This is a genomic window from Paenibacillus pinihumi DSM 23905 = JCM 16419, from assembly GCF_000422505.1.
In the GTDB taxonomy this organism is placed as follows: domain Bacteria; phylum Bacillota; class Bacilli; order Paenibacillales; family Paenibacillaceae; genus Paenibacillus_D; species Paenibacillus_D pinihumi.
In genome coordinates this window covers 220,675-243,923 of record NZ_AULX01000012.1, presented here as the reverse complement: position 1 = coordinate 243,923, position 23,249 = coordinate 220,675, and the positions used below count along the sequence as shown (strand labels likewise).

At 48.4% G+C, this 23,249-nt stretch carries 23 protein-coding genes; all 23 read right to left on the bottom strand.

Translation table 11 applies throughout. The features are described from left to right. Positions 1 to 13: 13 nt before the first annotated feature. The 23 genes from H583_RS0103505 to wecB all read right to left on the bottom strand — a co-directional run bounded on the left by H583_RS0103505 (position 14) and on the right by wecB (position 23,237). Positions 14 to 880: a flagellar hook-basal body protein gene (locus H583_RS0103505; protein ID WP_028559250.1), complete on the bottom strand. Its 867-nt coding sequence runs from the start codon at positions 878 to 880 to the stop codon at positions 14 to 16. Between the two features lie 118 nt (positions 881 to 998). Next, positions 999 to 1,997, bottom strand: coding sequence for a rod shape-determining protein (gene mreB / locus H583_RS0103500; protein WP_028559249.1), 999 nt, complete (start codon positions 1,995 to 1,997; stop codon positions 999 to 1,001). A gap of 156 nt (positions 1,998 to 2,153) precedes the next feature. Then, positions 2,154 to 2,441, bottom strand: a complete 288-nt coding sequence (spoIIID, locus tag H583_RS0103495) for a sporulation transcriptional regulator SpoIIID (RefSeq protein WP_028559248.1) — start codon at positions 2,439 to 2,441, stop codon at positions 2,154 to 2,156. Positions 2,442 to 2,634: 193 nt separating this feature from the next. After that, positions 2,635 to 3,378 carry a M23 family metallopeptidase gene (locus H583_RS0103490; RefSeq protein WP_028559247.1) on the bottom strand — a complete coding sequence of 248 codons (744 nt, stop codon included), beginning with the start codon at positions 3,376 to 3,378 and terminating at the stop codon, positions 2,635 to 2,637. A 75-nt stretch (positions 3,379 to 3,453) separates the two neighbouring features. Then, complete coding sequence (gene spoIID, locus H583_RS31795; RefSeq protein WP_051235934.1) at positions 3,454 to 4,551, bottom strand: stage II sporulation protein D; 1,098 nt, start codon at positions 4,549 to 4,551, stop codon at positions 3,454 to 3,456. Between the two features lie 183 nt (positions 4,552 to 4,734). Further along, the gene (gene murA, locus H583_RS0103480) at positions 4,735 to 6,168 is read right to left on the bottom strand and encodes a UDP-N-acetylglucosamine 1-carboxyvinyltransferase (protein WP_028559246.1); all 1,434 of its coding nucleotides are present in this window, start codon (positions 6,166 to 6,168) and stop codon (positions 4,735 to 4,737) included. Positions 6,169 to 6,492: 324 nt separating this feature from the next. Then, a complete protein-coding gene (locus H583_RS0103475; RefSeq protein WP_028559245.1) occupies positions 6,493 to 6,741 on the bottom strand; it encodes a DUF1146 family protein in 249 nt (82 codons plus the stop codon). Positions 6,742 to 6,790: 49 nt separating this feature from the next. Continuing rightward, on the bottom strand, positions 6,791 to 9,811 hold the full coding sequence (locus tag H583_RS31790) for a S8 family peptidase (protein WP_051235932.1): 3,021 nt from the start codon (positions 9,809 to 9,811) through the stop codon (positions 6,791 to 6,793). A 143-nt stretch (positions 9,812 to 9,954) separates the two neighbouring features. After that, complete coding sequence (locus H583_RS31785) at positions 9,955 to 10,590, bottom strand: proton-conducting transporter transmembrane domain-containing protein (RefSeq protein ID WP_051235930.1); 636 nt, start codon at positions 10,588 to 10,590, stop codon at positions 9,955 to 9,957. Between the two features lie 5 nt (positions 10,591 to 10,595). Continuing rightward, positions 10,596 to 12,188, bottom strand: coding sequence for a complex I subunit 4 family protein (locus H583_RS0103460; RefSeq protein ID WP_028559244.1), 1,593 nt, complete (start codon positions 12,186 to 12,188; stop codon positions 10,596 to 10,598). Next, positions 12,188 to 13,738, bottom strand: coding sequence for an NADH-quinone oxidoreductase subunit 5 family protein (locus tag H583_RS31780; protein ID WP_051235928.1), 1,551 nt, complete (start codon positions 13,736 to 13,738; stop codon positions 12,188 to 12,190). The genes H583_RS0103460 and H583_RS31780 overlap by 1 nt, the downstream gene beginning before the upstream one ends. 247 nt (positions 13,739 to 13,985) lie before the next feature. Continuing rightward, entirely contained in the window at positions 13,986 to 14,456 is a 471-nt protein-coding gene (locus tag H583_RS0103450; protein ID WP_051235926.1) for a Dps family protein, read from the bottom strand. Positions 14,457 to 14,708: 252 nt separating this feature from the next. After that, complete coding sequence (locus H583_RS0103445) at positions 14,709 to 15,110, bottom strand: F0F1 ATP synthase subunit epsilon (protein ID WP_028559242.1); 402 nt, start codon at positions 15,108 to 15,110, stop codon at positions 14,709 to 14,711. 23 nt (positions 15,111 to 15,133) lie between these two features. After that, the gene (atpD, locus tag H583_RS0103440; RefSeq protein ID WP_028559241.1) at positions 15,134 to 16,537 is read right to left on the bottom strand and encodes a F0F1 ATP synthase subunit beta; all 1,404 of its coding nucleotides are present in this window, start codon (positions 16,535 to 16,537) and stop codon (positions 15,134 to 15,136) included. Positions 16,538 to 16,571: 34 nt separating this feature from the next. Beyond that, the gene (gene atpG / locus H583_RS0103435; protein WP_028559240.1) at positions 16,572 to 17,429 is read right to left on the bottom strand and encodes an ATP synthase F1 subunit gamma; all 858 of its coding nucleotides are present in this window, start codon (positions 17,427 to 17,429) and stop codon (positions 16,572 to 16,574) included. Between the two features lie 103 nt (positions 17,430 to 17,532). Continuing rightward, the gene (atpA, locus tag H583_RS0103430) at positions 17,533 to 19,047 is read right to left on the bottom strand and encodes a F0F1 ATP synthase subunit alpha (protein WP_028559239.1); all 1,515 of its coding nucleotides are present in this window, start codon (positions 19,045 to 19,047) and stop codon (positions 17,533 to 17,535) included. A gap of 27 nt (positions 19,048 to 19,074) precedes the next feature. Next, positions 19,075 to 19,614, bottom strand: a complete 540-nt coding sequence (locus H583_RS0103425; RefSeq protein ID WP_028559238.1) for a F0F1 ATP synthase subunit delta — start codon at positions 19,612 to 19,614, stop codon at positions 19,075 to 19,077. After that, positions 19,611 to 20,096, bottom strand: coding sequence for a F0F1 ATP synthase subunit B (gene atpF / locus H583_RS0103420; RefSeq protein ID WP_028559237.1), 486 nt, complete (start codon positions 20,094 to 20,096; stop codon positions 19,611 to 19,613). Before atpF ends, H583_RS0103425 begins: the two co-directional genes overlap by 4 nt. A gap of 110 nt (positions 20,097 to 20,206) precedes the next feature. Next, positions 20,207 to 20,419: a F0F1 ATP synthase subunit C gene (gene atpE, locus H583_RS0103415; protein ID WP_028559236.1), complete on the bottom strand. Its 213-nt coding sequence runs from the start codon at positions 20,417 to 20,419 to the stop codon at positions 20,207 to 20,209. A 100-nt stretch (positions 20,420 to 20,519) separates the two neighbouring features. Next, positions 20,520 to 21,293, bottom strand: a complete 774-nt coding sequence (gene atpB / locus H583_RS0103410) for a F0F1 ATP synthase subunit A (protein WP_028559235.1) — start codon at positions 21,291 to 21,293, stop codon at positions 20,520 to 20,522. 10 nt (positions 21,294 to 21,303) lie between these two features. Then, positions 21,304 to 21,684 (bottom strand): ATP synthase subunit I, encoded by a 381-nt coding sequence (locus H583_RS0103405; RefSeq protein WP_028559234.1) that lies wholly within the window; start codon positions 21,682 to 21,684, stop codon positions 21,304 to 21,306. After that, positions 21,677 to 21,898, bottom strand: a complete 222-nt coding sequence (locus H583_RS0103400) for an AtpZ/AtpI family protein (RefSeq protein ID WP_028559233.1) — start codon at positions 21,896 to 21,898, stop codon at positions 21,677 to 21,679. The genes H583_RS0103405 and H583_RS0103400 overlap by 8 nt, the downstream gene beginning before the upstream one ends. 190 nt (positions 21,899 to 22,088) lie before the next feature. Further along, positions 22,089 to 23,237, bottom strand: coding sequence for a non-hydrolyzing UDP-N-acetylglucosamine 2-epimerase (wecB, locus tag H583_RS0103395; RefSeq protein ID WP_028559232.1), 1,149 nt, complete (start codon positions 23,235 to 23,237; stop codon positions 22,089 to 22,091). Positions 23,238 to 23,249: the final 12 nt, after the last annotated feature.

The window sequence follows — 23,249 nt, the reverse complement described above, 5'->3', positions numbered from 1 at the left end:
GATTAGCCGCCTCCTATACGCGTCCTACTTCGTTGACGGCCTTCTCCAGACTGCGGTCATAATATTGAACGACCTTCTGGTTCGCTTCATAAGCGCGAAGTGCTGCCATTATATCAATCATGGATTGTGAAGGGTCTACATTTGAACGCTCCACATATCCTTGACGGACCTCAAAGCGGTCATCCGCATTGACTGGGCGGAACTGATTGTTCTCCCCTGCAAGCTGAAATTTGCTGTTTCCTTCACGCACTAGCATGTTCGGGTTCTCAATCCGGGTGAGCATCAGTTGCTCGCCTGTATTGTCCCCGGTCAGATTATCAATGAACTGCTGATTCGCATTCAGCACCAACTGATCAATTGCAATGTTCGGGGCAAACTGGATCGGGTTATTGTTTGTACCAAGTACAAAGGAACCGTCTCCCGTTACCAGGAACCCCTCTTCATTCAACGTAAATTTCCCGTCACGCGTATATCTGGTCTCCCCATTACGGTCCTGAAGTGTAAAAAACACCTGGGGCTGAAACGTAATTTCACCATTCTCATTTACATATTTGCCTGAGGAGTCAAAGCTCATGCCAGGAACATCAATATCGGATAAAATCGCAAAATCCGAAGCGCGGTCCGTGGAAGACAAATCCCCCTGCAGGTGAATGGACAGGCTCTCCTCCGCAAATACCCCGGTGTTGACAGCTCCCAGGCGCTTATTGTGCTCCGGCTCAATTCCCGTTAAAGAAATCAGCATATCGGGGAAAGAGCGGGAGATCGCGTTTACCTGCTTGAAGCCCGGAGTATTCAAGTTGGATATATTGTTCGTTACGGTATCATGGCGGCGCTGTTGTGTCACCATGCCAGCCGCAGCGGTATAGAGTCCTCTTAACATGAAGCTTATCCTCCTCTAAAGTCGTATCCGAAATTATACTATCCTAATTATCGGAATCCCGGTGCCGTTTCATTAGCTTCACTCGTGAAAAGAGGGGAATTGTTAACTTTACTGCGGCTTAAAGCATCTTTTTGGCTACTTTGTCGAGGTTGTCCAGCATAATGCCGGTACCTTTCACCACGCAATGCATCGGATTTTCTGCAATGAGTACAGGCACCTTGAGTTCTTCAGCGAGCAGTGTATCCAGCCCGTCCAGCAGGGCGCCGCCCCCGGTCAGAATGACCCCGCGGTCAATAATATCTGCCGACAGTTCAGGCGGTGTCCGTTCCAGCACTGATTTTGCAGCTGCAACGATGGAAAGCACCGAATCCCACAATGCTTCGCGCACTTCATCGGAATGGATTGAAATCGTAAGCGGCAGACCTGTTACCATATCACGGCCCCGGATGTCCATCTTCTCCTTGCGCCCGCTCTGATAGACCGTGCCGATCTTGATTTTAATGTCCTCGCTTGTCCGCTCACCGATCAGCAGCTTATATTTGTTCTTGATAAATTTCATAATGGCGGAGTCAAACTTGTCCCCTGCAACCTTAATAGAAGAGGCGGTAACGACGTCGCCCATAGATAGAACTGCAACGTCCGTCGTTCCCCCGCCGATATCTACCACCATATTACCGCTAGGCTGGAATATATCCATTCCAGCCCCGATAGCCGCCGCCTTAGGTTCTTCTTCCAAAAACACTTCTCTGGCACCGCTGCGCTCAGCCGCTTCACGGATCGCCTTTTGCTCGACAGAAGTGATATTGGTAGGAGCACAAATCAGAATTCTCGGCCGACTGTACCACTTACGGGCGCCAACCCGGTCAATAAATGCTTTCAACATAATTTCTGTAATTTCAAAGTCGGCGATAACACCGTCTTTCAAAGGGCGGATGGCAACAATATTGCCTGGCGTACGTCCCACCATGCGGTGAGCTTCCTCACCGACGGCCAAAACCCTCTTTGTGTCATTTTCAATGGCTACAACTGAAGGCTCATCCAGAACTACGCCTCTCCCTTTAACATGAATGGATACATTAGCCGTTCCGAGATCGATTCCGATATCATTGCTCAACATAAGGCGCAAATCCCCCACACTATTATAATCAGTTTTTAATTTGTAATAAATCCGGTGTTATTTCATCTCAAATAACATGCAAAACGGAACTTCCGAATATCTAGATCTTAATTCGCTATAAAAAGCGAAAATCCTCTATTTTTGTAGAAAAAAACGTTAAATCTTCCCTATTGCAATCGCCTCTCTTTTTTTTCCGCTGGTTTTTTTATATTTGATTTTGGTTGCTTCTCCTCCCCTCAAATGCCGGATCGACTTGTGGTATTCGAGAATGTGCTTCACCTGATCCGCCAGATCAGGATTTATTTCCGGAAGCCGCTCGGTTAAGTCCTTATGCACCGTGCTTTTGGAAACACCGAATTCTTTGGCGATCGTCCGAACCGTGTTTTTGGTCTCCACGATGCAGCGGCCGATTTTTATCGTTCTTTCTTTGATGTAATCGTGCACGTTCCCGCCTCCCTACTCGAGATAGTTTGGTACATTATATGAGTGGAGCGGGTAGATATTCTTTGTTGCCAAGCGTGACAAGCTATTTTGCTGCATTTATTTTCCTGAATCGGCCAAATCCCCTTGAATACATGCACTCTCAAGAGACAGAATCATAAAGAAAGGGCAGGGTTTCCCCCGCCCTTCCTTACTGTTATTGATGATCCTGCGGAAGGACTGCGAGCGGGTTAACCGCCTTGCCTTCTTCACGAACTTCGAAATGAATGTGGTTGCCAAGCTCTTTTTTCAGCTCACTGGTACCGGATTTGGCAATCAGCGTTCCCTGTTTGACCTCGTCACCGTTTTTCACCATCACATCAGACAAGCTTTGGTAGATTGTGACGTAACCGCCCGGATGCGTAATTTCCACCACATGGCCATTGAGCGGGTGGTTCTCAACATGGGTTATTTTTCCGCTTAAAGCAGCTACAACGTCAAATGCCTGCTCATTCGAACCGCCAATATCAATCCCCATATTCGGCATAAATGTATTGTCGTACTGTACCAGCGCTGCCTGGCGCTCCTCATTGGTTGCCTTCGCATCATAGAACGGCATCAGTACTTGCGCTTCCTCCGGCTTCAGAACCGGCCACTGGATTTCCTCTTCCCCGACGACAACTTCCTTCGTCTCTTCTGCTGTAGGGCTTACAACGGTATCGTCCCCTGGCTTCTCTTCGGAGATTTCGCTTGTCTGAGTCGGCAGATCTTGCTGCTGCGCTCCTTGATAGACCCACATTAAGGTTACGATAATTGCTGCCGCGGCCATAAAAGCTGCCGGTGTTACCCATTTTTTCGACAGCAGCCTTTTCCATGAAGAGGCCTTAACAGCAGATGGTGCTCCCTGCATCGATTTGGGAGTTTCCTCCTGCTTTGGTTTGGATTTGTTTTGTTCATTCATATTGATCACCTCAGTAGCCATTGTTGCCAGATCGGAATCTTTTATACGTGAGGTGATTGCTAATTTATAAGATTGCTAACTTTCAAATCTACGGAGCCATGCAGGAGCCGCTTCTACCTTCGTACCCGAATAGTAGTGGGCTATAATCTGCTTGGCCGACCGGCCGCGCTTGGCCATCGCATCCGCTCCCCATTGACTCATACCTACCCCATGCCCATACCCGTACGTCGTCAATTCGATCTGGTTCCCGTTGATGTCCCATGTGAACTGGCTGGAGCCAAGAGCAAGCTTTTCCCGAAACTCTCTTCCGGTAAACTCCTTACTGCCGACTTTTACTTTTTTTACCCTTCTGCCTTCTGTATAACCTAAGATGCTTAGCGTCTTTTCCGCTCCCTTCTTTACGCCAAGCCGGGAGTAGAATTCTGATAACTTCATCGTCACCCTCTGTTTATATTTGGGTGAAGCCGCAACATCCCATGGGCTGGCAACACTTTTGAGATAAGGAAGCGGATTGCCCCAGTAATCCTCTGAATTTTCCGTATAGCCATTGCTGGTAGAGAAAAATAACGCTTCAATAGGCTCGCCCTTGTAGGTAATGATCTGTCCTGCTGTTTCTTCGACTGCTTGGGTCAGCTTGGCCAGCTTCTCTTCCGTGTCCGCTCCCCAACGCTTTTTCAGCTCCTTTAATGGAATATATACCTGATCCTGCACAGTATCCGTTATCTTCACGGGTTCTTCCAGTCCTTTGGACATGTGCCGGACGATATAGGTTCTGGCCGCTATCGCCTGAGCCTTTAACGCCTCAAGCTCGAAATCAGCAGGCATTTCACCTGCAAGAACGCCCCGGACATAAAGCTCCAGCGGGACTTCCTCCGTCCGCTTCATGCTCACAAGCTGAACCGATATATTAATTTTGGCAAGTGCAGCCGCTGCTTGTGCTTCCTGCTGCCTAATTTCGGCCGAAGGCTCTTGCGGAGCTGTCGTTCCAGTCTTTCCTGGGTTTGGCACAGCAGAAGACGGGGGCTTGATTGCTACAGGACGGGGATTGGAGACTGGATCGTGATTAGATGCAGACTGTGGGGGCAAGGATGCTTGTCCCCGGAGAAGTATAATGACTCCCATCATTACGGCCAAAAAGATGACAAACCAAACCTTGTATCCTACGATTTTCAATATTGTTCCCCCTCCGGTGCATGAGGCTCTAAAGCACATGCTAGACTCTCTCTGTGAACGAGATAGTACATTCTATGAACCGGATTAATAGGATAGAACAAAGGGTGGAAGTTTCGACTGCATACAAAAAACGGGCATCAGCCCATAAATGGCCGATTCCCGTTGCTTTTTCCATATTTTCAATTAAGCCCATGTAGGCTGTACTTTCAGTACAGGCATCTCTTTATCCCGTTTATAGCTTGCGGCTGCCTCAGCCGAAGCCTGCTCTGCTGCTTCCGCAGAAGCCATGGCAGCAACCTCCTGATTCACTTCGGAGATGATCTCGGTGACGGATTCCTCCTGCGGCAAGACAACTGTCTCCAGTTCCTCCCGGCGAATATCCGCTCCAAGTCCTGCCAGCTTTCTGGTGAGATCCACATACCCGCGGTCCACATGATGCGTACCTGTAATTTCCGATTCGCCTTCAGCTTTTAATGCTGCACAAATCAATGCGGCACCAGCACGCAAGTCCGTCGCACAAACCTTTGCTCCAACAAGCGGAGCATTTCCGTTTACGATCGCACTGCGTCCCTCTACCTTGATTTGTCCTTGCAGCTTCTTGAACTCCTCTACATGCATGAAGCGGTTTTCAAACACCGTTTCCGTAACAACGCTGGTACCTTCCGATACCATCAGCAACGCCATCATCTGAGACTGCATATCTGTAGGGAAGCCCGGATAAGGCAATGTTTTGACATCTACTGAGCGCAATGGATTTTCAGCTTTAACATGAAGCCCGTTGTCGCCCTCAGTAATTTCCACGCCCATCTCCTGAAGCTTGGAGATAACCGGAGCAAGATGATCTGAAATTGCACCTTCCACGTATACATCACCGCCGGTAATGGCTGCCGCAATTATGTACGTTCCAGCTTCAACACGATCCGGAATTACAGTATGGGTTGCGCCTTTGAGCGATTCAACGCCTTCGATACGGATCAAGCCCGTTCCCGCGCCGCGCACTTTGGCACCCATGGCATTCAAATAATTCGCAAGGTCTACAATCTCAGGCTCTTTGGCTGCATTTTCAATGGTAGTTGTACCCTCTGCCAATGCAGCTGCCATCATTATATTCTCGGTCGCGCCTACGCTGGCTACATCCAGATAAATCTTCGCACCGCGCAACCTGCCGTTTGCTTTTGCTTCAATACAGCCCTGGCCCAGATTAATCTCTGCGCCCATAGCTTCAAAGCCTTTCAAATGCTGGTCAATCGGTCTTGTACCGATCGCACAGCCGCCTGGCAAGTAAATTTTGGCAGAGCCGAGTCTTGCTAACAACGGACCCATCACCAGAAAGGATGCGCGCATTTTACGAACGAGGTCGTAGGGGGCTTCAACCGAAGTTAATTGAGAAGCATGGATACGCATCGTTTCACTTTGGTAGGTCAAGCCCGCGCCAAGCGAACCCAACACTTTCTGTATCGTAATTACATCATCAAGAAGCGGCACGTCATGAATGACGCTCTCACCCTCCGATGCCAGCAGCGAAGCTGCAAGTATCGGGAGAACAGAGTTTTTTGCACCGCTGACTTTTACGGTTCCCGTCAATCTTTGGCCACCGCGGACGATGATTTTGCTCATTTAGTATTCCCCCCGCGCGCTGCGAATTCATTTCCTTTTCCAGTTAGAAAATGGTACGAAGCTAATATCACAAACTTCATCTTAGCACTTTCCTTTGCAGATCGACAAGCGTTATTTTTTTGAACAAGCTCCCTTGCTGCATGTCCGGGTACCAAGGTCGTTGTCCCAGCTGCATTTTTTGGCAAATATAAGAATGTATTAATTTATTGTAATGAATATTCTTATATTTTTAGGCGATAACGATTGCTGCCGCTGACAAGGATAATGACGGCCGATTACGCTTGTTAAACCTGTATTACCCATTGTTTGCTTAATCCGCACAGGTTATTCGACAAACCATCTCAACTTATTGAACCATTCCAGGTAATCCAGAAAAAATCGGGAAAATCCGTGCCCCAGTACAACTGCCAGCAAGATTTGAAGCATTCGGGCCTGTGGCGCCCGGGGACGCTTCAGGAAAGCATCGAGCTTCAAATCCTGAATTACATACCATGCAAAAGTAATGCTGAGCAGCGTCACCACAATCGAGATCAAACCGTTCAAACCTATAGTAGTGCCTACATTTTCAACCATTATGGGTGACAGCCTCCTTGTGCTTTATGAGGTAATAAGAGGCAGCCGGCTAACGAAGGGCACGATACAGAATAACAGCAAATTCAGCCCTGACGGCCTGCCCGTTCGGCTTGAAAATATTGTCTGCATAGCCCTCAATAAGTCCGGACTGCTTCAATGCGGAAATCATTGGCGCCGCCCAGTGATTGGCTTTGACGTCATTGAACGGGCTGGAGGCAACCTGATAGGTCTTCAGCCTCATCGCCATTCCAAGCATGTTGGCCATCTCTGCCCGCGTTATATACCGGTCCGGCGCAAAGGTAGCGTTGCTGTAGCCCTTTACCCAACCTGCATTGACAGCCTCCATGATTGAGTTGTAGGCCCAGTGGCTGGACTTCAGGTCCTTGAAGACTGCATTGACAGGTGTTGCCCCCTTGTTTCCTGTCGGAAATGACTTTACAAGAAGGGCGATAGCCTCTGCTCTTGTAATCTGCCGGTTCGGCTCAAAGCGGTAGCCGCCGGTGCCGTTAATGATGCCATCCTTGGTGAGAGCAGCGATGGCATCTTTGGCCCAATGCCCGTCGATATCTCTAAAGCCTGCTACCAGCTTATCCACCTTAACAGAAAGCCGGTAATATTGATGATTAAAGGCTCCGTTTGCAGTCAATTTGATAAAGTAAGTGCCTGCCTGCAGTTTGCGGTTCGTCGTAATAGAAGTAGAACCACTGACTGATCGTAAGTTAAACAAAGATTTTTGGGTCTTATCGAACACTTCCATCCTCATCGTGCGGTTTGCCGGAATATCGCCCAGACTGATGGTCACAATGCTTTCCCCAGTCAGCCTCACCTGGAACCAGTCTTCGTCATTAGCCGGATCAATCACGCCGACATAGTTGCTGTTCGGACGTATAGAAGTTGCTTCGTAAGACTTATTGTTTGGTTCATTCGGGTCTTCATAGACGGATAAAAATTCAATTGATAATGTATAAGTGCCGACTACAGGGCTTGCATTTGAAGCCGCTGCATTGTTCGTTCGAATATAATACTTCCCGGGTGTAACGTTGATGACTGGGGACTCCTCCGCTTCCCCGTCACGATTCTCGTCAATCTCCAGCATTTGGTCTCCCGCCCGGCCGAATGCCATCGCAGGGTCGATCCTTACCGTATCCGTATCCATCTTCAGCTTCAGAGTGCCCGCCTGAGTAAACGTAATCGAGAACCAGTCCCGGTCCCCCGTCTGGTGGAAGGTACCGGTAATTTTCTGGCTGCGTGGCGGCAGAGTAAATGCCTTTAAGATACTGTCATTGTCTTCAAAGTCATCGGGCGCAATTGTGAAGCTTGAGGTAAGCAAATACGGAATTGTCTCCTGCTGCGCATCATTGTCAAACTTGACCTCCAGATAGCCTTGGCCCTTTTTCACATTTAAATCCACAGAGGTCGTTCCCATTTTCACAAGCTTCTCATCAAGCTTTTGCGAGCCGGAATAGTACGTAATTTTGACCGGCGGCATTACTTGGCCAGATTTAGGCAAGCCTTGAAACTGGATGCCCAAAGTCCCGTCATACGGAATATTGAGTTTAAAATAATCTTTATCCTTCCCCGTTGTCAATTGACCTGCCAGTTGGCTGGAAATGGAGAATGGAGAAGCTAAATTGCGACTATCATTCGGCTCCCTGAAATCAACCTTGTACGGGGTAGTCAACGCTGCGTCCGCTTGGAGCAGTCCATAGCCGGTTTGGGGATCCCAGCCCTTTTGACCTATATTTTTGGCTGTCTGCCTGATTAATTCCCTAATTTGATATGGCTTCATATCCGGATACTTCGCCCAGATCAGAGCAGCTACTCCCGCTACCTGCGGAGTAGACATCGAGGTTCCCTGTTCCTGCGTGTAGCCTCCCCCTAATGCCGTAGTATAGACCGTCCACGGGGCTACAATATCAACTTCGGGACCGGAATTCGAACGGGGCTCCGCTTTGCCGCCGGCATTTGCTCCGCCAACTGCAAGAACTGTCGGGTAAGCGGCAGGATATTTAACCGCAACCTTGGATTTTAACAGCAACCCGTCATTGCCTGTAGCAGCAACAAGCAGGACACCATTTTTTTCTGCATATTGAACGATATCATACATATACGGGGATTCCCGGTAAAGCCCGACGGACAATACCACGATTTTCGCCCCGTTTTTAACTGCATAGAGAATGGCTTCACCCAGCCGGTCTTCGTCACCGTAGCCGTCTTCGTCAAGTGCTTTAATCGGCATGATTTTGGCACGCCACAACACGCCTGAAGTGCCTTTGCCGTTATTGCCGACCGCTGCCAGCACTCCTGCTACCCGGGTACCGTGCCCATTATCGTCCTGAGGCTGCTTGCCGGGACTGACCAGATTCGTTCCTTTGACGAGATTGTCTTTCAGATCGGGATGGGTCAAATCGGCTCCTGTATCCACCACTGCTATAGTCAGCTTGGTCTGTGAAGTTACACTCTCCCAGGCCTTCTTCATGCCGATCTGGTCCAGATAGGTCTGTTTGTCCAGCAGAGGATCATCCGGGGTAACGGAAGAGAGCAGCTCGATCTTCCCATTGGCCTGTAAATACTCGATATCCGGATTCCCTCTCAGGGAAATCAGCCAAGCCTCCATATCCGTTCCCGGCTTGGGACGGACCAGCTCGACCCCTGTTTCACTTTTATGTTCTACAATAATGGTATTTGCAAGAGTGACCGCTTTATCCGGGTTCCGCCACTTCAAAAACCAGGTCCCGTCTACCGATTCTGGAATTGCCCCTTCTTCAGCCTCATGTTCCGGTTGACGGGTCTTGTCCACTCTTGGCTGCTCCGATTCTGTTGACTCATCGGCTTCGGTGTGCAGCACCGGTTCCGAATTCGTAGACAGACCCGGGGTGGTAACATCACCGGCTTCATGATTCACTGTCTGATTTGCAGCGTCCGCATAACTGTAAGGAGACAACAGTGAAACCAGAAGAAACTGCATGACAAACAGAAAGAGGACCGCCCTCTTGCTGTTTACCGAGAATGCCGTCCGAATTGTTGTTTTTCTGTTATTAGAATATGCCGTAGTCCATTTATTCATCATAATTGCCCTTAACCTCTTATTCCCCGTTTGAAACGACTGTTTCGATTGAAATAATGAAGACTTTCTATCTATTATATTCATCCTTTATACGAAATCCTATTGGATGTTGTTTCAAAATATCAACATGTCCATATATTTTCTATTTATGGAAACAACCTTTCCAATAGATTGATCACCGGTGATGGAAAAATACCGCCGGCAAGCGTCATCAGCGCACAAATCCATATAGCGCTATGAGGCATAATGTTGATGCGTATTTCTTCCCTGCCGTCAAAGGTACGCATGAACATATGACGGATAAGGCCAAAATAATAGAAATAAGCAAGAAACGTTGAAATGAGCATCATTACAACGAGTGTATAGTCACCGGATTGCGCAGCACCCGTCAGCAGCATCCATTTCCCTATCCATCCTGCGGATAAAGGAAGGCCGCAAAGTGAAACGATTAGAATCAAGAGGGCCGCTGCAGCCAGCGGTGCACGGTAATATAAACCCGCAAGCGCACTGAGTCCCTCCCGTCCGGAAGCCTTGCATACAACAAAACTTGCAGTGAAAACACCTGCATGCATGAGAACTGCCGCTAACAAATAAAAAACAGGAATCTGCCAGCCCGCAGTTGCAGTTCCACCCGCTGATAAAGAAGCACCCCCCAGGACATATCCGGCATGAACGACCATGCCTGAAGCAAGCAGCCGTTTAAGATTGGCTTGTCTCAAGGCTCCCAGAGTTCCCAGCACCATGGCTGTCCCGGCCAGAAGTTGCAAAATGAAATGGATCATTTCAGCTAGCCCCCTATCCTTGTATTCAGAGAGCTCAAAAGATTGCTAAAGCTGTGCCCAACCATATCCGTCAGGAGGGATGGATACAAGCCCAGCAATATAATAAATGCAAGCAGTACAATCATTGGGATTGCCTCTACTAACCGGGCATCGTTTAAGGCGGCATGAGGCTGCCGGGCCGGACCGAATGTTATCCCCAGTATGGCACGGAGCATATAAGCAAAACCAAGAAGAAGACCTGCAACCATAACCGCAGAGACTCCCCTCATCATGTCGAACATTCCCAGCAGCACCAATAAAGAACCATTAAAACCAGATAAGCCTGGCATGCTGATCGCAGCAAGTCCGGCAGCGGTGAGAATGCCGCTCGTATACGGCATCAGGCGTGCCAGACCTCCCAAATCCTTAATCCGGACTGTTCCGGTACGCTCTGCAATGCTGCCGCAAATCAGAATCAGAAGGGAAGAAATGAGGCCGAGACTGATTACAGTAAATAGAGCTCCCATTAATCCAAGCTGATTCATAGCGGCAATACCCAGCAATACAATTCCTGTCTGACTGACCGAAGCATAAGCAAGAACACGTCTGAAATCGTCCTGTACGAGGGCAGCCAATGCGCCATACAACAGGCTCAGAAGACCGAATACCGTAAAGATAATGGAAATGTCAGCTGCCTGTTCAGGAAACAAGAGAAGGCCAAACCGGAGAATACCGTAAAATCCGGCTTGAACCATTCCTCCCATGACCATCATAATAATTGCCGGTGGTGCCTGCTGATACAACCGGAGCAGCCAGCCATGCAGCGGCACGATGGGCAGACGGATGAAAAAAGCTGCAATAAAGAGACCGAAAATCAGCCGCTTCATCCCTTCGTCCATACCAGATGGCGGATTTACATCCTCCGCTGGTTCCCCAAGCATTGGCGCAGCCCAAGTATCTTGACCTGCGGTATGGCTCTGAAGGTCATCATAGCTTCCACTATATACAGCGGGTTGAGACCCATGCACGCCTGTTGAGCCTCCAGCCAATAGCATAATAAAGGCACTCAGCAACAATACCGACCCCAGGCCATGGTGAAATAAAAAAGAACCGGCTGACTGTTCGCGCCGTTCACCGCCCCAGATGCCGATAAGCAAAAATAACCCGACAAGAGTCAGTTCCATAAACAAATAGAACAATCCGATGTCTCTTGCCAGCAGAAGGCCAAGAAATCCTGTCTCCAGCCATAAAGATAAACTGTAAAAGGCTTTCCATCGCTTTTTAATATGCACAAATGATGCCAATACTGCCACAAAAGAAATCAATGCAGTCAGGACAAGCAAGGATAACGACAGTCCGTCAATACCGAGATGGTATTGCAGTTGAAGCGTGCTTTTGCCCCATGGAAGCTCAAGCCAATCTTTCACCTCTCTGACTCCACCACGCTCCGGCTGATAAGATATAAACAGGATGAATGACAAAATCAGAGTTATTAATGAAGCCGTGAGCGCTCCGTAACGCATCCAGGAACCACGGTCCTTCGGCATGAAAAGAATGACCAGTATGCCAATCAGCGGTGTACATACGATTAATGATAAAATCGGCATTCCCGTCAGCATTACTTCCACCCCTTTCTGCCCAGGCGAGCAGCCTTCTTGATCAGCCGCGGAACTGTGCCTTCAAACAGGAAGCGGTCCATTTTTTGAATGACACTACCAAGCCATTTCATGCATACAGCAATTCGTTCAAAAAAATATTCTATGTAGAAGACTTCCTGCAGCAGTCGTGCTGACCCGGACTGACTGTCTGATGCTGCATTTGCCCCCGATTCAGCTTTGCTTCCTCTCTGCTGTCTTTGCAACAGGATGAAAAAACGTACAGAATACATAGTCGTCAGCATAACAGCTGCCAAGCCTGCTGCAAACAACGGAAGCTGCTGATCCAGTGCAGACCCCAGAATAGTCTTTATAGACCAAAACCCCGGGAATGGCGGCAAACCGGATAAAGAGATTAGGCTAATTACCACAACACAACGCACAAGGATGCTGGCTAATGACCGTTGTCCAGACTGCCGATATCCGAATCCTCCCTGGACAAGCGTGCCTATAACCAAGAACAGCGCCGTATTGGCGAATGCATGTACGATAAATTGATAAACAGCCCCCTCAAGCGAGTGGACTCCGATCGCCAAAAATATCAAACCAAGCTGACTGGCTGAAGAATATACCACCAGCTTAATCAGATTGTTTTGCACCATAGCCGCGATTGCACCTATCAGAGCTGCAATCGCCCCTGCCCAGGCCATCACTGCCAAAATAAGAGGAGCAGCCTGTACAATATTAAAGGTCCGGATAATAAGAATGAAACCCGCAGGGACTAAAGTCACAGTATGTATAAGAGATATAGCAGGCAATGGCCCTTTCGCAGAATGCCGAAGCCAGATATGGAATGGAAACAGTCCGGATTTGGCAGCAGCCCCAACTAGCAGCAGGCCGGCAATTAGCGTTGTAATTTCAAGTGCGATACTTGTGGATTGTCCTTCAAATACATTTTGAATGGAGGAAAAATCCAGTGTATGCTCAGGCATATACCAGTAGAGCATCATCAGTGCCAGAAGCAGGGCAGCATCACCAATACCGCTCATAATAAAGATTTTTTTGACAGCCTCACGCACACCTTCCTTGTCATACCAAAATCCCGTCAACAGCATGACAGCCACACCAAGCAGCTGCCACCCGACAAATAGCGTTAACAGGTTGACTGACAGGACAAGTCCAAACATTGCAAAAGCCAGTAGTGACAAATACCCATGAAAAACGGCTGCCCTGTCGTCATTTTGCATATAAGAATAAGAAAAAAGCTGTACAAGAAAAAAGATCAAACTAACCACTGTCAGAATCAAAGAAGTGAGCGGAGTCACTTCAATACCCAGAGTTAACGAGAAGCTGCCGGTCTTAAACCAGGTAAAGCTTGTACTGTATTCATTATTGGAACCTGCAAGTTGCTCCATTAAAATCAATATCGAAAGAATCAGGGCGGTTACTGATGCCACACCGCCGGATAAAGATGCTGTTCGGTCAGAGGGCCGCCCAAGAGCAGTGACGAACAAAAAAGCCATTAGCGGCAGCAAAGGCACAATCCAGGCATATTGCGAAAATATCGTGGGCATCGGTTCCACCTCCTTTGAAATCACCTTTTAAAAGTTTAACAAATGCTGTCTCCTGCGTCTATTATAACTTCGTTCTTCCAAAATGTTTTAAATCTATTAGCATCATATGAATGCCAATGTTACCCAAAAGCAAAAAACACCCCAAGGGGTCATGAAGTATCTGTCGATATTCATGATTTCCTTGGAGGTGTTTTAATTTTTCCTGTTTAACACGGGAACGGCACACAGAGGCCTCAGCATTCAGTGGTCAGGTTTCCTGATAGGCCTTAAGCATCCAAACTGTCTTCTCGATCCACTCCTGTCTGCCTACCAGCATATCCGCCGTTGGCGCATCGCCAGCATCATCCGCCGTCTCAGCAAGTTCCTTGCTTTCAGCGGCAAGCTGCAGGAGATCATCCGTGAGTTGCTTAATCATTTCGTCTGCGGATTCTCCGCCTTTTGCTTCACGGATTGAAGCGAGCGATAATTGGTCTTTAAGTGTCGATACCGGCTTGCCGCCAAGAGTCAGAACCCTTTCTGCAACTTCGTCCAGAATCAATGTAGCTTCGTTGTACAGCTCCTCAAATTTCTCATGCAGTGTAAAGAAATGAGGGCCTTTTACATACCAGTGAAAGTGGTGGAGCTTCATGTACAAGACACTCCAGTTTGCCACCTGTTTATTCAATTTTTCAATCACTTCAAGTGAATGCTGCTTTTTTTCCGGGGCATTGGTCGCCATTGCAAATCCTCTCCTTTAATACATCATTATCTTCCTGTGCTTGTCTTATGTTTACCCTGACACTCAGAAATCGAAACATGTATAGGTTGTGAAAGGAGAGTTCCGCTTATACACTTTTTGCCGCCGAAAACCAAAAATGTTCTGCTCCTCCAATTTGCAGATCTTACTGACAAAACTTGAATTTTGCCCTTACTAATTGACATTGCATACAAAAAAATCGTCCCCCGCAGTAATCTGCGAAAGACGATTTGATTAACGATGTTTTTTTACATTAATCCGGTTCATGGCACGCTGCATAGAAAGCTCGGAACGACGGAAATCGAACTCGTCCTGTTTGGCTTTCAAACGCTGCTCGGCACGGTTCTTTGCAGCCATGGCACGATCGAGATCGATATCATTCTGGCGTTCAGCACTTTCAGCCAAAATAACGACCTTGTCCTTGCGCACTTCTACAAAACCGCCGTTCACTGCAATGTATTCTTCCTGTCTGTCTTTTTTGATGACCACAGGCGCAATTTGCAATGGCGTTACAAAAGGAATGTGATTCGGCAAAATACCGAATTCTCCTTCAATCCCCTTTACACTTACCATATCAACATCCTGAGCATAGACTTTGCGCTCAGGCGTTACAATTTCCAATAAAAAGGTGCTCATGTGAAATCCTCCTGCCTTTCGCCTTACAGCGTTTTGGCTTTCTCCACGGCCTCTTCAATCGCTCCTACATACATGAACGCCGCTTCCGGCAGTTCATCATGCTTGCCATCCAGAATCTCTCTGAAGCTGCGTACCGTATCTTTAACGGATACATACTTACCAGGAGTTCCTGTAAATGCTTCGGCAACGTGGAACGGTTGGGACAGGAATTTTTGAATTTTACGCGCACGCGCAACAGTCAACTTATCTTCCTCGGACAGCTCATCCATACCCAAGATTGCGATGATATCTTGAAGCTCTTTATAGCGTTGCAAAATTTGTTTAACACCTTGAGCTACGTTATAGTGCTCGTCACCCAAAACATCAGGTGAAAGAATACGGGAAGAAGAAGCCAGCGGATCTACCGCAGGGAAGATACCCATCTCGGAGATTTTACGCTCCAGGTTCGTCGTTGCATCCAAGTGGGCAAAAGTAGTAGCCGGAGCCGGATCCGTATAGTCATCGGCAGGCACGTAAATCGCTTGAATGGAAGTAACAGAACCCTTCTTCGTAGAAGTGATACGCTCTTGAAGCTGCCCCATCTCGGTTGCCAGCGTTGGCTGGTAACCTACCGCAGACGGCATACGTCCAAGCAATGCGGATACCTCAGAACCCGCTTGCGTGAAACGGAAGATGTTGTCAACGAACAACAACACGTCTTTATTCTCAACATCACGGAAATATTCCGCCATGGTCAAACCGGTCAATGCAACGCGAAGGCGCGCACCAGGAGGCTCGTTCATCTGTCCGAAAACCATTGCTGTTTTCGTAATAACGCCAGCTTCCTTCATCTCATGGTACAAGTCATTACCTTCACGTGTACGCTCACCAACACCCGCAAATACGGAAATCCCGCCATGCTCTTGTGCGATGTTGTTGATCAGTTCCTGAATCGTTACCGTTTTACCTACACCGGCACCGCCGAACAGACCGATTTTACCGCCCTTGGCATAAGGAGCCAGCAGGTCGATAACTTTAATTCCTGTTTCCAGGATCTCCGCTTGCGTGGACAATTCATCAAATGATGGCGCCTCACGGTGAATCGGAAGATGTACTTCTGATTTTGCTTCGCCTACATTGTCAATCGGCTCTCCCAAAACATTGAAGATCCGTCCAAGTGTAGCGGAGCCAACGGGTACAGTAATTGCTGCACCTGTATCAATAACCTCTGTGCCACGAACCAGACCGTCAGTCGAGCTCATTGCAACCGCACGAACCTTGTTGTCCCCCAGGTGAACGGCAACTTCAAGCGTCAGGTTGATTGCTTTGGTGTTGTCATCGCCTTTATGGTCAATTTTGATCGCGTTCAAAATTTCCGGCAAGTGACCGCGCTCGAACTCAACGTCGACAACTGGACCCATGACGGATACAACGCGTCCTTTTTTCATGTTTTTCCCTCCTGCTTCCTTCTTGAATTCCGTTCTATGATTGTGCGTTCGCTCCAGCAACGATTTCCGAAATTTCCTGGGTAATCGCAGCCTGGCGCGCCCGGTTGTAAGTCAACGTAAGATTCGATACCATCTTCGTTGCGTTTTTCGTTGCACTGCCCATTGCTGTCATACGGGCACCAAATTCACTAGCCTTGCCATCAAGCAATGCTGTATAAATCAGCGTCTCCGCATATTTCGGAAGCAGTACCTCAAGCACGCCTTCCGGTGACGGCTCATACTCATAGCTTGTGGCTGTGCCCGAGCCGGTCATATCCTCAAGAGGAAGCAGTCGCTTTTCAACCGGAATTTGGGTCAATGCATTCACAAACTCATTATAGTAAAGGTACAACTCGTCATAAGCGCCCTCTGCAAATTTCTTCACAGATTTATAAGCAATGGATTTAATATCCGCAAAAGCCGGCGCGTCAGGCAAGCCTGTCACTTCCTCCATAACTGGCATATTGCGCCGGTTGAAGTAGTCGCGTCCTTTGCGTCCGATGACGAACAATACATATTCGTCGTTGGACTTATGCCTTTGACGGATGGTTTGGGTTACTTTACGCAGTACGTTGGCATTATAGCCCCCTGCCAAACCACGATCCGATGTGATGACGAGATAACCCGTCTTCTTAACCGGACGCTTCTCAAGCATCGGATGATTGACATCCGTCGTTCCCGAAGCAATGCTGTCCACAACTTCCTTCAGCTTCTCCGCGTAAGGACGGGATGCTTGTGCAGCCTCCTGCGCACGGCGCAGCTTCGCAGCAGCAACCATCTCCATCGCTTTCGTAATCTGCTTCTGGTTTTGGATTGATTTGATTTGGCGTTTTATATCGCGTCCACTAGCCATTCATTTCACCCGCCTTTATTGCCCGGTCCAAAGTGGAGCCTGTTCCTCGCTTAAGCAGGACAGGACTCCACTTTAGCCCCTGGGCCTGGTGTTTGTTTATATATTAAACGGAAACAGAAAAGCTGCGTTTGAATTTATTGATTGCATCCACAAGCGCTTTCTCGTTATCTGCTACAAGGTCTTTCGTATCGCGAATCGATGCGGCAATCTCAGCATGATTGGAGTCCAGGAAAGCCAGGAATTCTTTCTCAAAGCGAAGAATATCGGCCACTGGAATTTCATCCAAATGTCCTTTTACGGCTGCAAAGATACTGATAACCTGTTTTTCAACCGGCATTGGCTGGTTGACGCCTTGCTTCAGAATTTCGAGTGTACGCGCACCACGGTTCAACCGTGCCAGCGTGGATTTATCGAGGTCAGAACCGAATTGGGCGAATGCTGCCAGCTCACGGTAAGCTGCAAGGTCAAGACGGAGTGTACCGGCAACCTTCTTCATCGCTTTAATTTGAGCGGAACCCCCTACCCGGGATACAGAGATACCAACGTTAACCGCTGGACGCTGACCGGAGTAGAACAGGTCGGACTCAAGGAAAATCTGACCGTCTGTAATCGAAATTACGTTGGTTGGAATGTATGCGGATACGTCAGAAGCCTGAGTCTCGATGAACGGCAGGGCTGTCAACGAGCCTCCGCCCAGTTCGTCGCTAAGCTTCGCAGCGCGCTCCAGCAAACGGGAGTGAAGATAGAATACGTCACCCGGATATGCCTCACGGCCCGGCGGACGACGGAGCAAGAGTGAAAGCTCACGATAAGCTGCCGCTTGTTTGGACAGGTCATCATAGATAACAAGCACGTGCTCACCTTTATACATGAAGTACTCACCCATTGCGCAACCGGCATAAGGAGCCAGGAAGAGCAGCGGAGATGGCTCAGATGCAGCAGCTGTTACAACAATCGTGTAATCCAGCGCACCATTGCGTCTCAGTGTTTCCACAACGTTTGCAACAGTGGATTGTTTTTGACCAACAGCAACGTAGATACATTTCATTCCGCTGCCTTTTTGGTTGATGATCGCATCGATTGCAATCGCCGTTTTACCGGTTTGGCGGTCACCGATGATCAATTCCCGTTGGCCGCGGCCAATCGGAACCATCGCATCGATCGCTTTAATACCAGTCTGCATTGGCTCATGTACCGATTTACGGTCAATTACGCCTGGTGCAGGGGATTCGATTGGACGGAATTGCTTTGTGTTGATCGGCCCTTTGCCGTCAAGCGGTTGTCCAAGCGGGTTAACGACGCGGCCCAGCAGCTCTTCGCCAACCGGAACCTCCATAATACGGCCCGTTCTTTTAACTTGGTCTCCCTCGCGAATATCCGTGTAAGGTCCCAGGATGATGGCACCAACGTTGTTTTCTTCAAGGTTTTGCGCCATGCCAACTACACCGCTGGCGAATTCAAGCAATTCGCCGGCCATTACATTCTCCAGGCCGTGAATGCGGGCAATACCGTCACCGACGTTGATTACTGTTCCGACATCAACGACTTGGATCTCGGATTTATACTTTTCGATCTGCTGTTTAATCAGCGTGCTGATTTCATCAGGTCTGATACTCAATTCGCTCACCCCTATCTTAACAGTGCTTTATGCTTTCAACGATTTTTCGAGACGCTCCAGCTTGCCGGACAAGCTTCCGTCATACAGGCGGTCGCCTATACGCACTTGAATGCCGCCGAGCAATGCAGGCTCTTCGATTTGTGTTGCACGAATCTTCTTGCCGATCAATGCGCCGAATTGTGCAGCAACTTTGCCGAGCTCTTCTTCAGAGAGCTTCTGGGCTGTATACACGATTGCATCAGCCTGGCCAAGCGCATCACCGGCGATTTTCTTGTAAGCTTCGTACAACTCGCTGATGATTCCGATCCGGCCGCGGCTGATCAGCAATTCAACACTTCTCAGCACATCATCGGATACATGTCCATTCAGCGCGGATTTTAACAATTCGGACTTTGCGTCCGAAGCTATATTCGGAGTTCCGAGAAATTTGGAGACCTGCTCGTCGCCAGCTATTGCCTGGGCAACAAGACTCAGCTCGCTCTCAACACCAGCAACAGCATTGCTTTGCTGCGCCAGCTCGAACAACGCTTTGGCATATCGCTTCGCTACGACATTATCGCGGCTCATGATTTGCCTCCTACCTCTTTGAGGTATTTGTCTACCAGCTGCTCCTGGGATTTTTCATCAATCTGTTTTTCAATAATTTTGGAAGCGATTTTAACGGACATGCCGCTAACTTCACCACGAAGGGCTGCGATCGCTTTGTTTTTCTCGGTTTCAATATCCTTAACAGCTTCATTTTTCATACGGGAAGCCTCGGATTTGGCAGTATCCATAATGTCATCTGCCTGTTTCGTGCTTGTCAATCTTGCTTGCTCTATGATTTCGTAAGCTTCCTTGCGAGCGTCCTGGAGCGCTTGCTTTTGCTCAGCCAGTTGCTGTTCGGATTGCTTACGATTTTGCTCTGCTGTGGTGATTTGTTCCTGTACGAGTTCTCTGCGCTTCTCCATAATGCCGAATAACGGCCCGAAAGCGTACTTGCTGAGGAACCAATACAATAAGATAAATGAAATTATCGCAATGATTGTCGATGACGGTACAAAACTCAATGCTGACACTCCTTTCCGCATATGGTTTCCTAGTAATTCAGGGGACGCCAATCATAACGAAGGCGTGGAGGCAAAGGCCTTCCCCGCCTTGAAATGATATCGTTTAATTATTAACTGAAGAAAATAAGGAAACCAAGAACGACACCAAGGATCGGCACTACCTCAACGATACCAACACCGATAAACATTGTTGTTTGCAGAGCGGATTTCGCTTCTGGCTGACGAGCGATACCTTCAACTGTTTTACTTACGATCATACCGTTACCAAAACCTGCGCCGATTGCGCCCAAACCGATAACAATTGCTGCTGCCAATAAATCCATTTGTAATATCCTCCTTAAGGATGGTTTTTTGGGGAAAGCTGATTATATATTGCTAATCCTGATTAAAGAGAAGTATCTCTATTCAGGTTCATACGGGTAATCAATGTTCTTCGTGTTCTTCATGGACAATTGCCTGTGAGATGTATACCATGGTAAGAACCGTAAACAGGAAGGCCTGAATTGCGCCTACGAAAATACTGAAGCCCTGCCATACAGCAAGGAGCGGAATACCGAACCACTTCAGCATAAGAATAGTTGAGATTAGAACCTCACCGGCGAAGATATTGGCGTAGAGCCGGAGTGCCAGTGAAACGGGCCGTGCGACCTGTTCAACAATGTTGAGCGGGAAGAATATCCAGAATGGCTTGAAGTAGTGCTTGATATAGTGCTTCGCATTCATCTTAAGTCCGAGAAAATGGATAAGGAAGAATGAGACAATTGCCAGACCTGATGTCACTGCAATGTCAGCGGTTGGAGATTTCCAGAAAGCAATGTGAGCGGCTCCACCTTTTTCATCAACAAGCTCTTGCGAAACGACAACCACGTTTCCCCATTTCACTTCATGATGGGCATCGAATGTTACACCGAATGGCAATCCCAAAAGGTTGGAAACAAAAATGAACATGATTAGCGTCGCTGCCAAATTTATGAATTTCTTCGCCTTGTCCAGCGGCATTGTGCTTGCGACCGTGTTGTGCACAAACTCAAGGGTCCATTCCATAAAGTTTTGCATCTTGGAAGGATTGGCAACCGACAATTTTCTCGTCGCCAGAACACCCAGAACCATACAGATTACGGTGGATACTACAATCGCGATAATGGAAGAGAGATCGAAACTCAGCCCCCCGAGCTCAATTATCGGGAATTCATGCATATTAGTTTTTTCACCCCTTTCCACTGGAATCTCTCAAATTTTGAACAAAAGCAATAATGAGAACTACAAATTGTACATAAAAACATGAAATCAGAGTAGACGACACATTGAACTGATCCGGAAACTTAATCGCTATCATGACAACAATCAGCACCGTTGCCACCCGTGCGCCTAAACCGATACTGACTCTCTTCGGGCGTTCCTGCTGGAGCGCCTTGTCCAACAAATTAATTCTTCTGCGCAACAAAAGCGCATTCATAAGACTTGCCATCAAGCCCAAGATGATACCTGCGGCTATTGTTCTGCCGTCAGGAACCATGAAACGGACAACCAGGCAAGCAGCCACCAAAAAAAGGGCGGAGCGCACCGCACGCCTTACAATTTCATCCATCGGTATCCTCCAGAACCTTTTTAACAAGCAACACGCAGGACAGAATACCGACCGCCAATCCGGTAAGAAGACCCAGGACAGTCCAGCCCTTTGAGCCGCCGAGCCAGCTTCCGACGAAATAACCTAAGCACATGCATATTGCGACATTAAGTCCCAGCACGCCAACCATACCGGCGGCAAGCAACGGATTGTCCCTCTTATTCTTTGGATTCATGGCTTATACCCCTGTCAATCCTCATATATTTTATCGAAGCGACGCAAGGTTTGTCAATCAATATAAATTTAAACATTTGGTGAACGCAAACTAAGAAACCCTTGATGGCTATGGGTTCAGAGCACCTCACAACCATACAGTACAACTGTATGCTGTGAGGTTTGCAGGCATTCCCTGACCCAATGTTGAATTATGAACGTTCTGTGAACGCTTCCGGAGGCGAAGAGACTTTGCCAAAATGATGGAGAATGGCTTGAACGATACGGACTGAAGCCTGTCCATCCCCATACGGGTTGGCTGCGTTGCTCATCCGGCTGTAAAGCTCCGTGTCATCCAGAAGCGCCTTGGCCCGTTCATAAATAACGGTTTCGTCTGTACCTACCAGTTCAAGCGTACCGGCATCAATACCTTCCGGACGCTCCGTAGTGTCACGCAGCACGAGGGTCGGTACGCCAAAGGAAGGCGCTTCCTCCTGCAGTCCGCCAGAGTCCGTCATAATCATGTAGGTATGAGGATAGAAATTGTGGAATTCAAACACATCAAGCGGTTCAATCAGTCGAATACGCGGATGCCCGCCCAGTATTTCATTAGCCGGCTCCCGAACCGCCGGATTCGGATGGACCGCGTAAACAATGGCTACATCTTCATACTCATCGGCAATCCGTTTGACTGCACGGAACACATTGCGGTGCGGTTCGCCAAGCGATTCCCTGCGATGAGCGGTCATGAGGATCAGGCGCTTGCCCTTTGCCCATTCCAATTCAGGATGAGTAAAATCCTTGCTGACGGTATATTGGAATACATCCGTCGCCGTGTTGCCTGTAATATAAATGTCAGGCTCCGGCTTGTTCTCCTTGAGCAAGTTACCCGCTGAACGATTCGTAGGCGCAAAATGAATATCCGACAACACGCCCGCAAGCTGGCGGTTCATTTCCTCCGGATATGGCGACAGCTTGTTCCACGTGCGCAGACCAGCCTCCACATGCCCGACTTGAATCTGTTGGAGAAACGAAGCATAGCTCGCCAGAAACGCGGTTTGCGTATCGCCGTGGACGAGCACCATATCCGGCTTCGACTCGCTCAGGATAGGCTCAAGCCCCTCCAGCACGCGAACCGTAGTCTCCGTCAGGGTCTGACGTTCCTTCATGACATTCAAATCATAATCCGGCCGGATCTTGAAAAATTCCAGCACTTGATCGAGCATCTGACGATGCTGTGCGGTAACACAAACCAGCGGTTCAATATGCTCGCCATGCTTCTGAAGCTCCAGTACAAGCGGCGCCATTTTAACTGCTTCCGGACGTGTCCCAAATATCGTCATAATTTTCAGTTTTGACAAAATGATCACTCC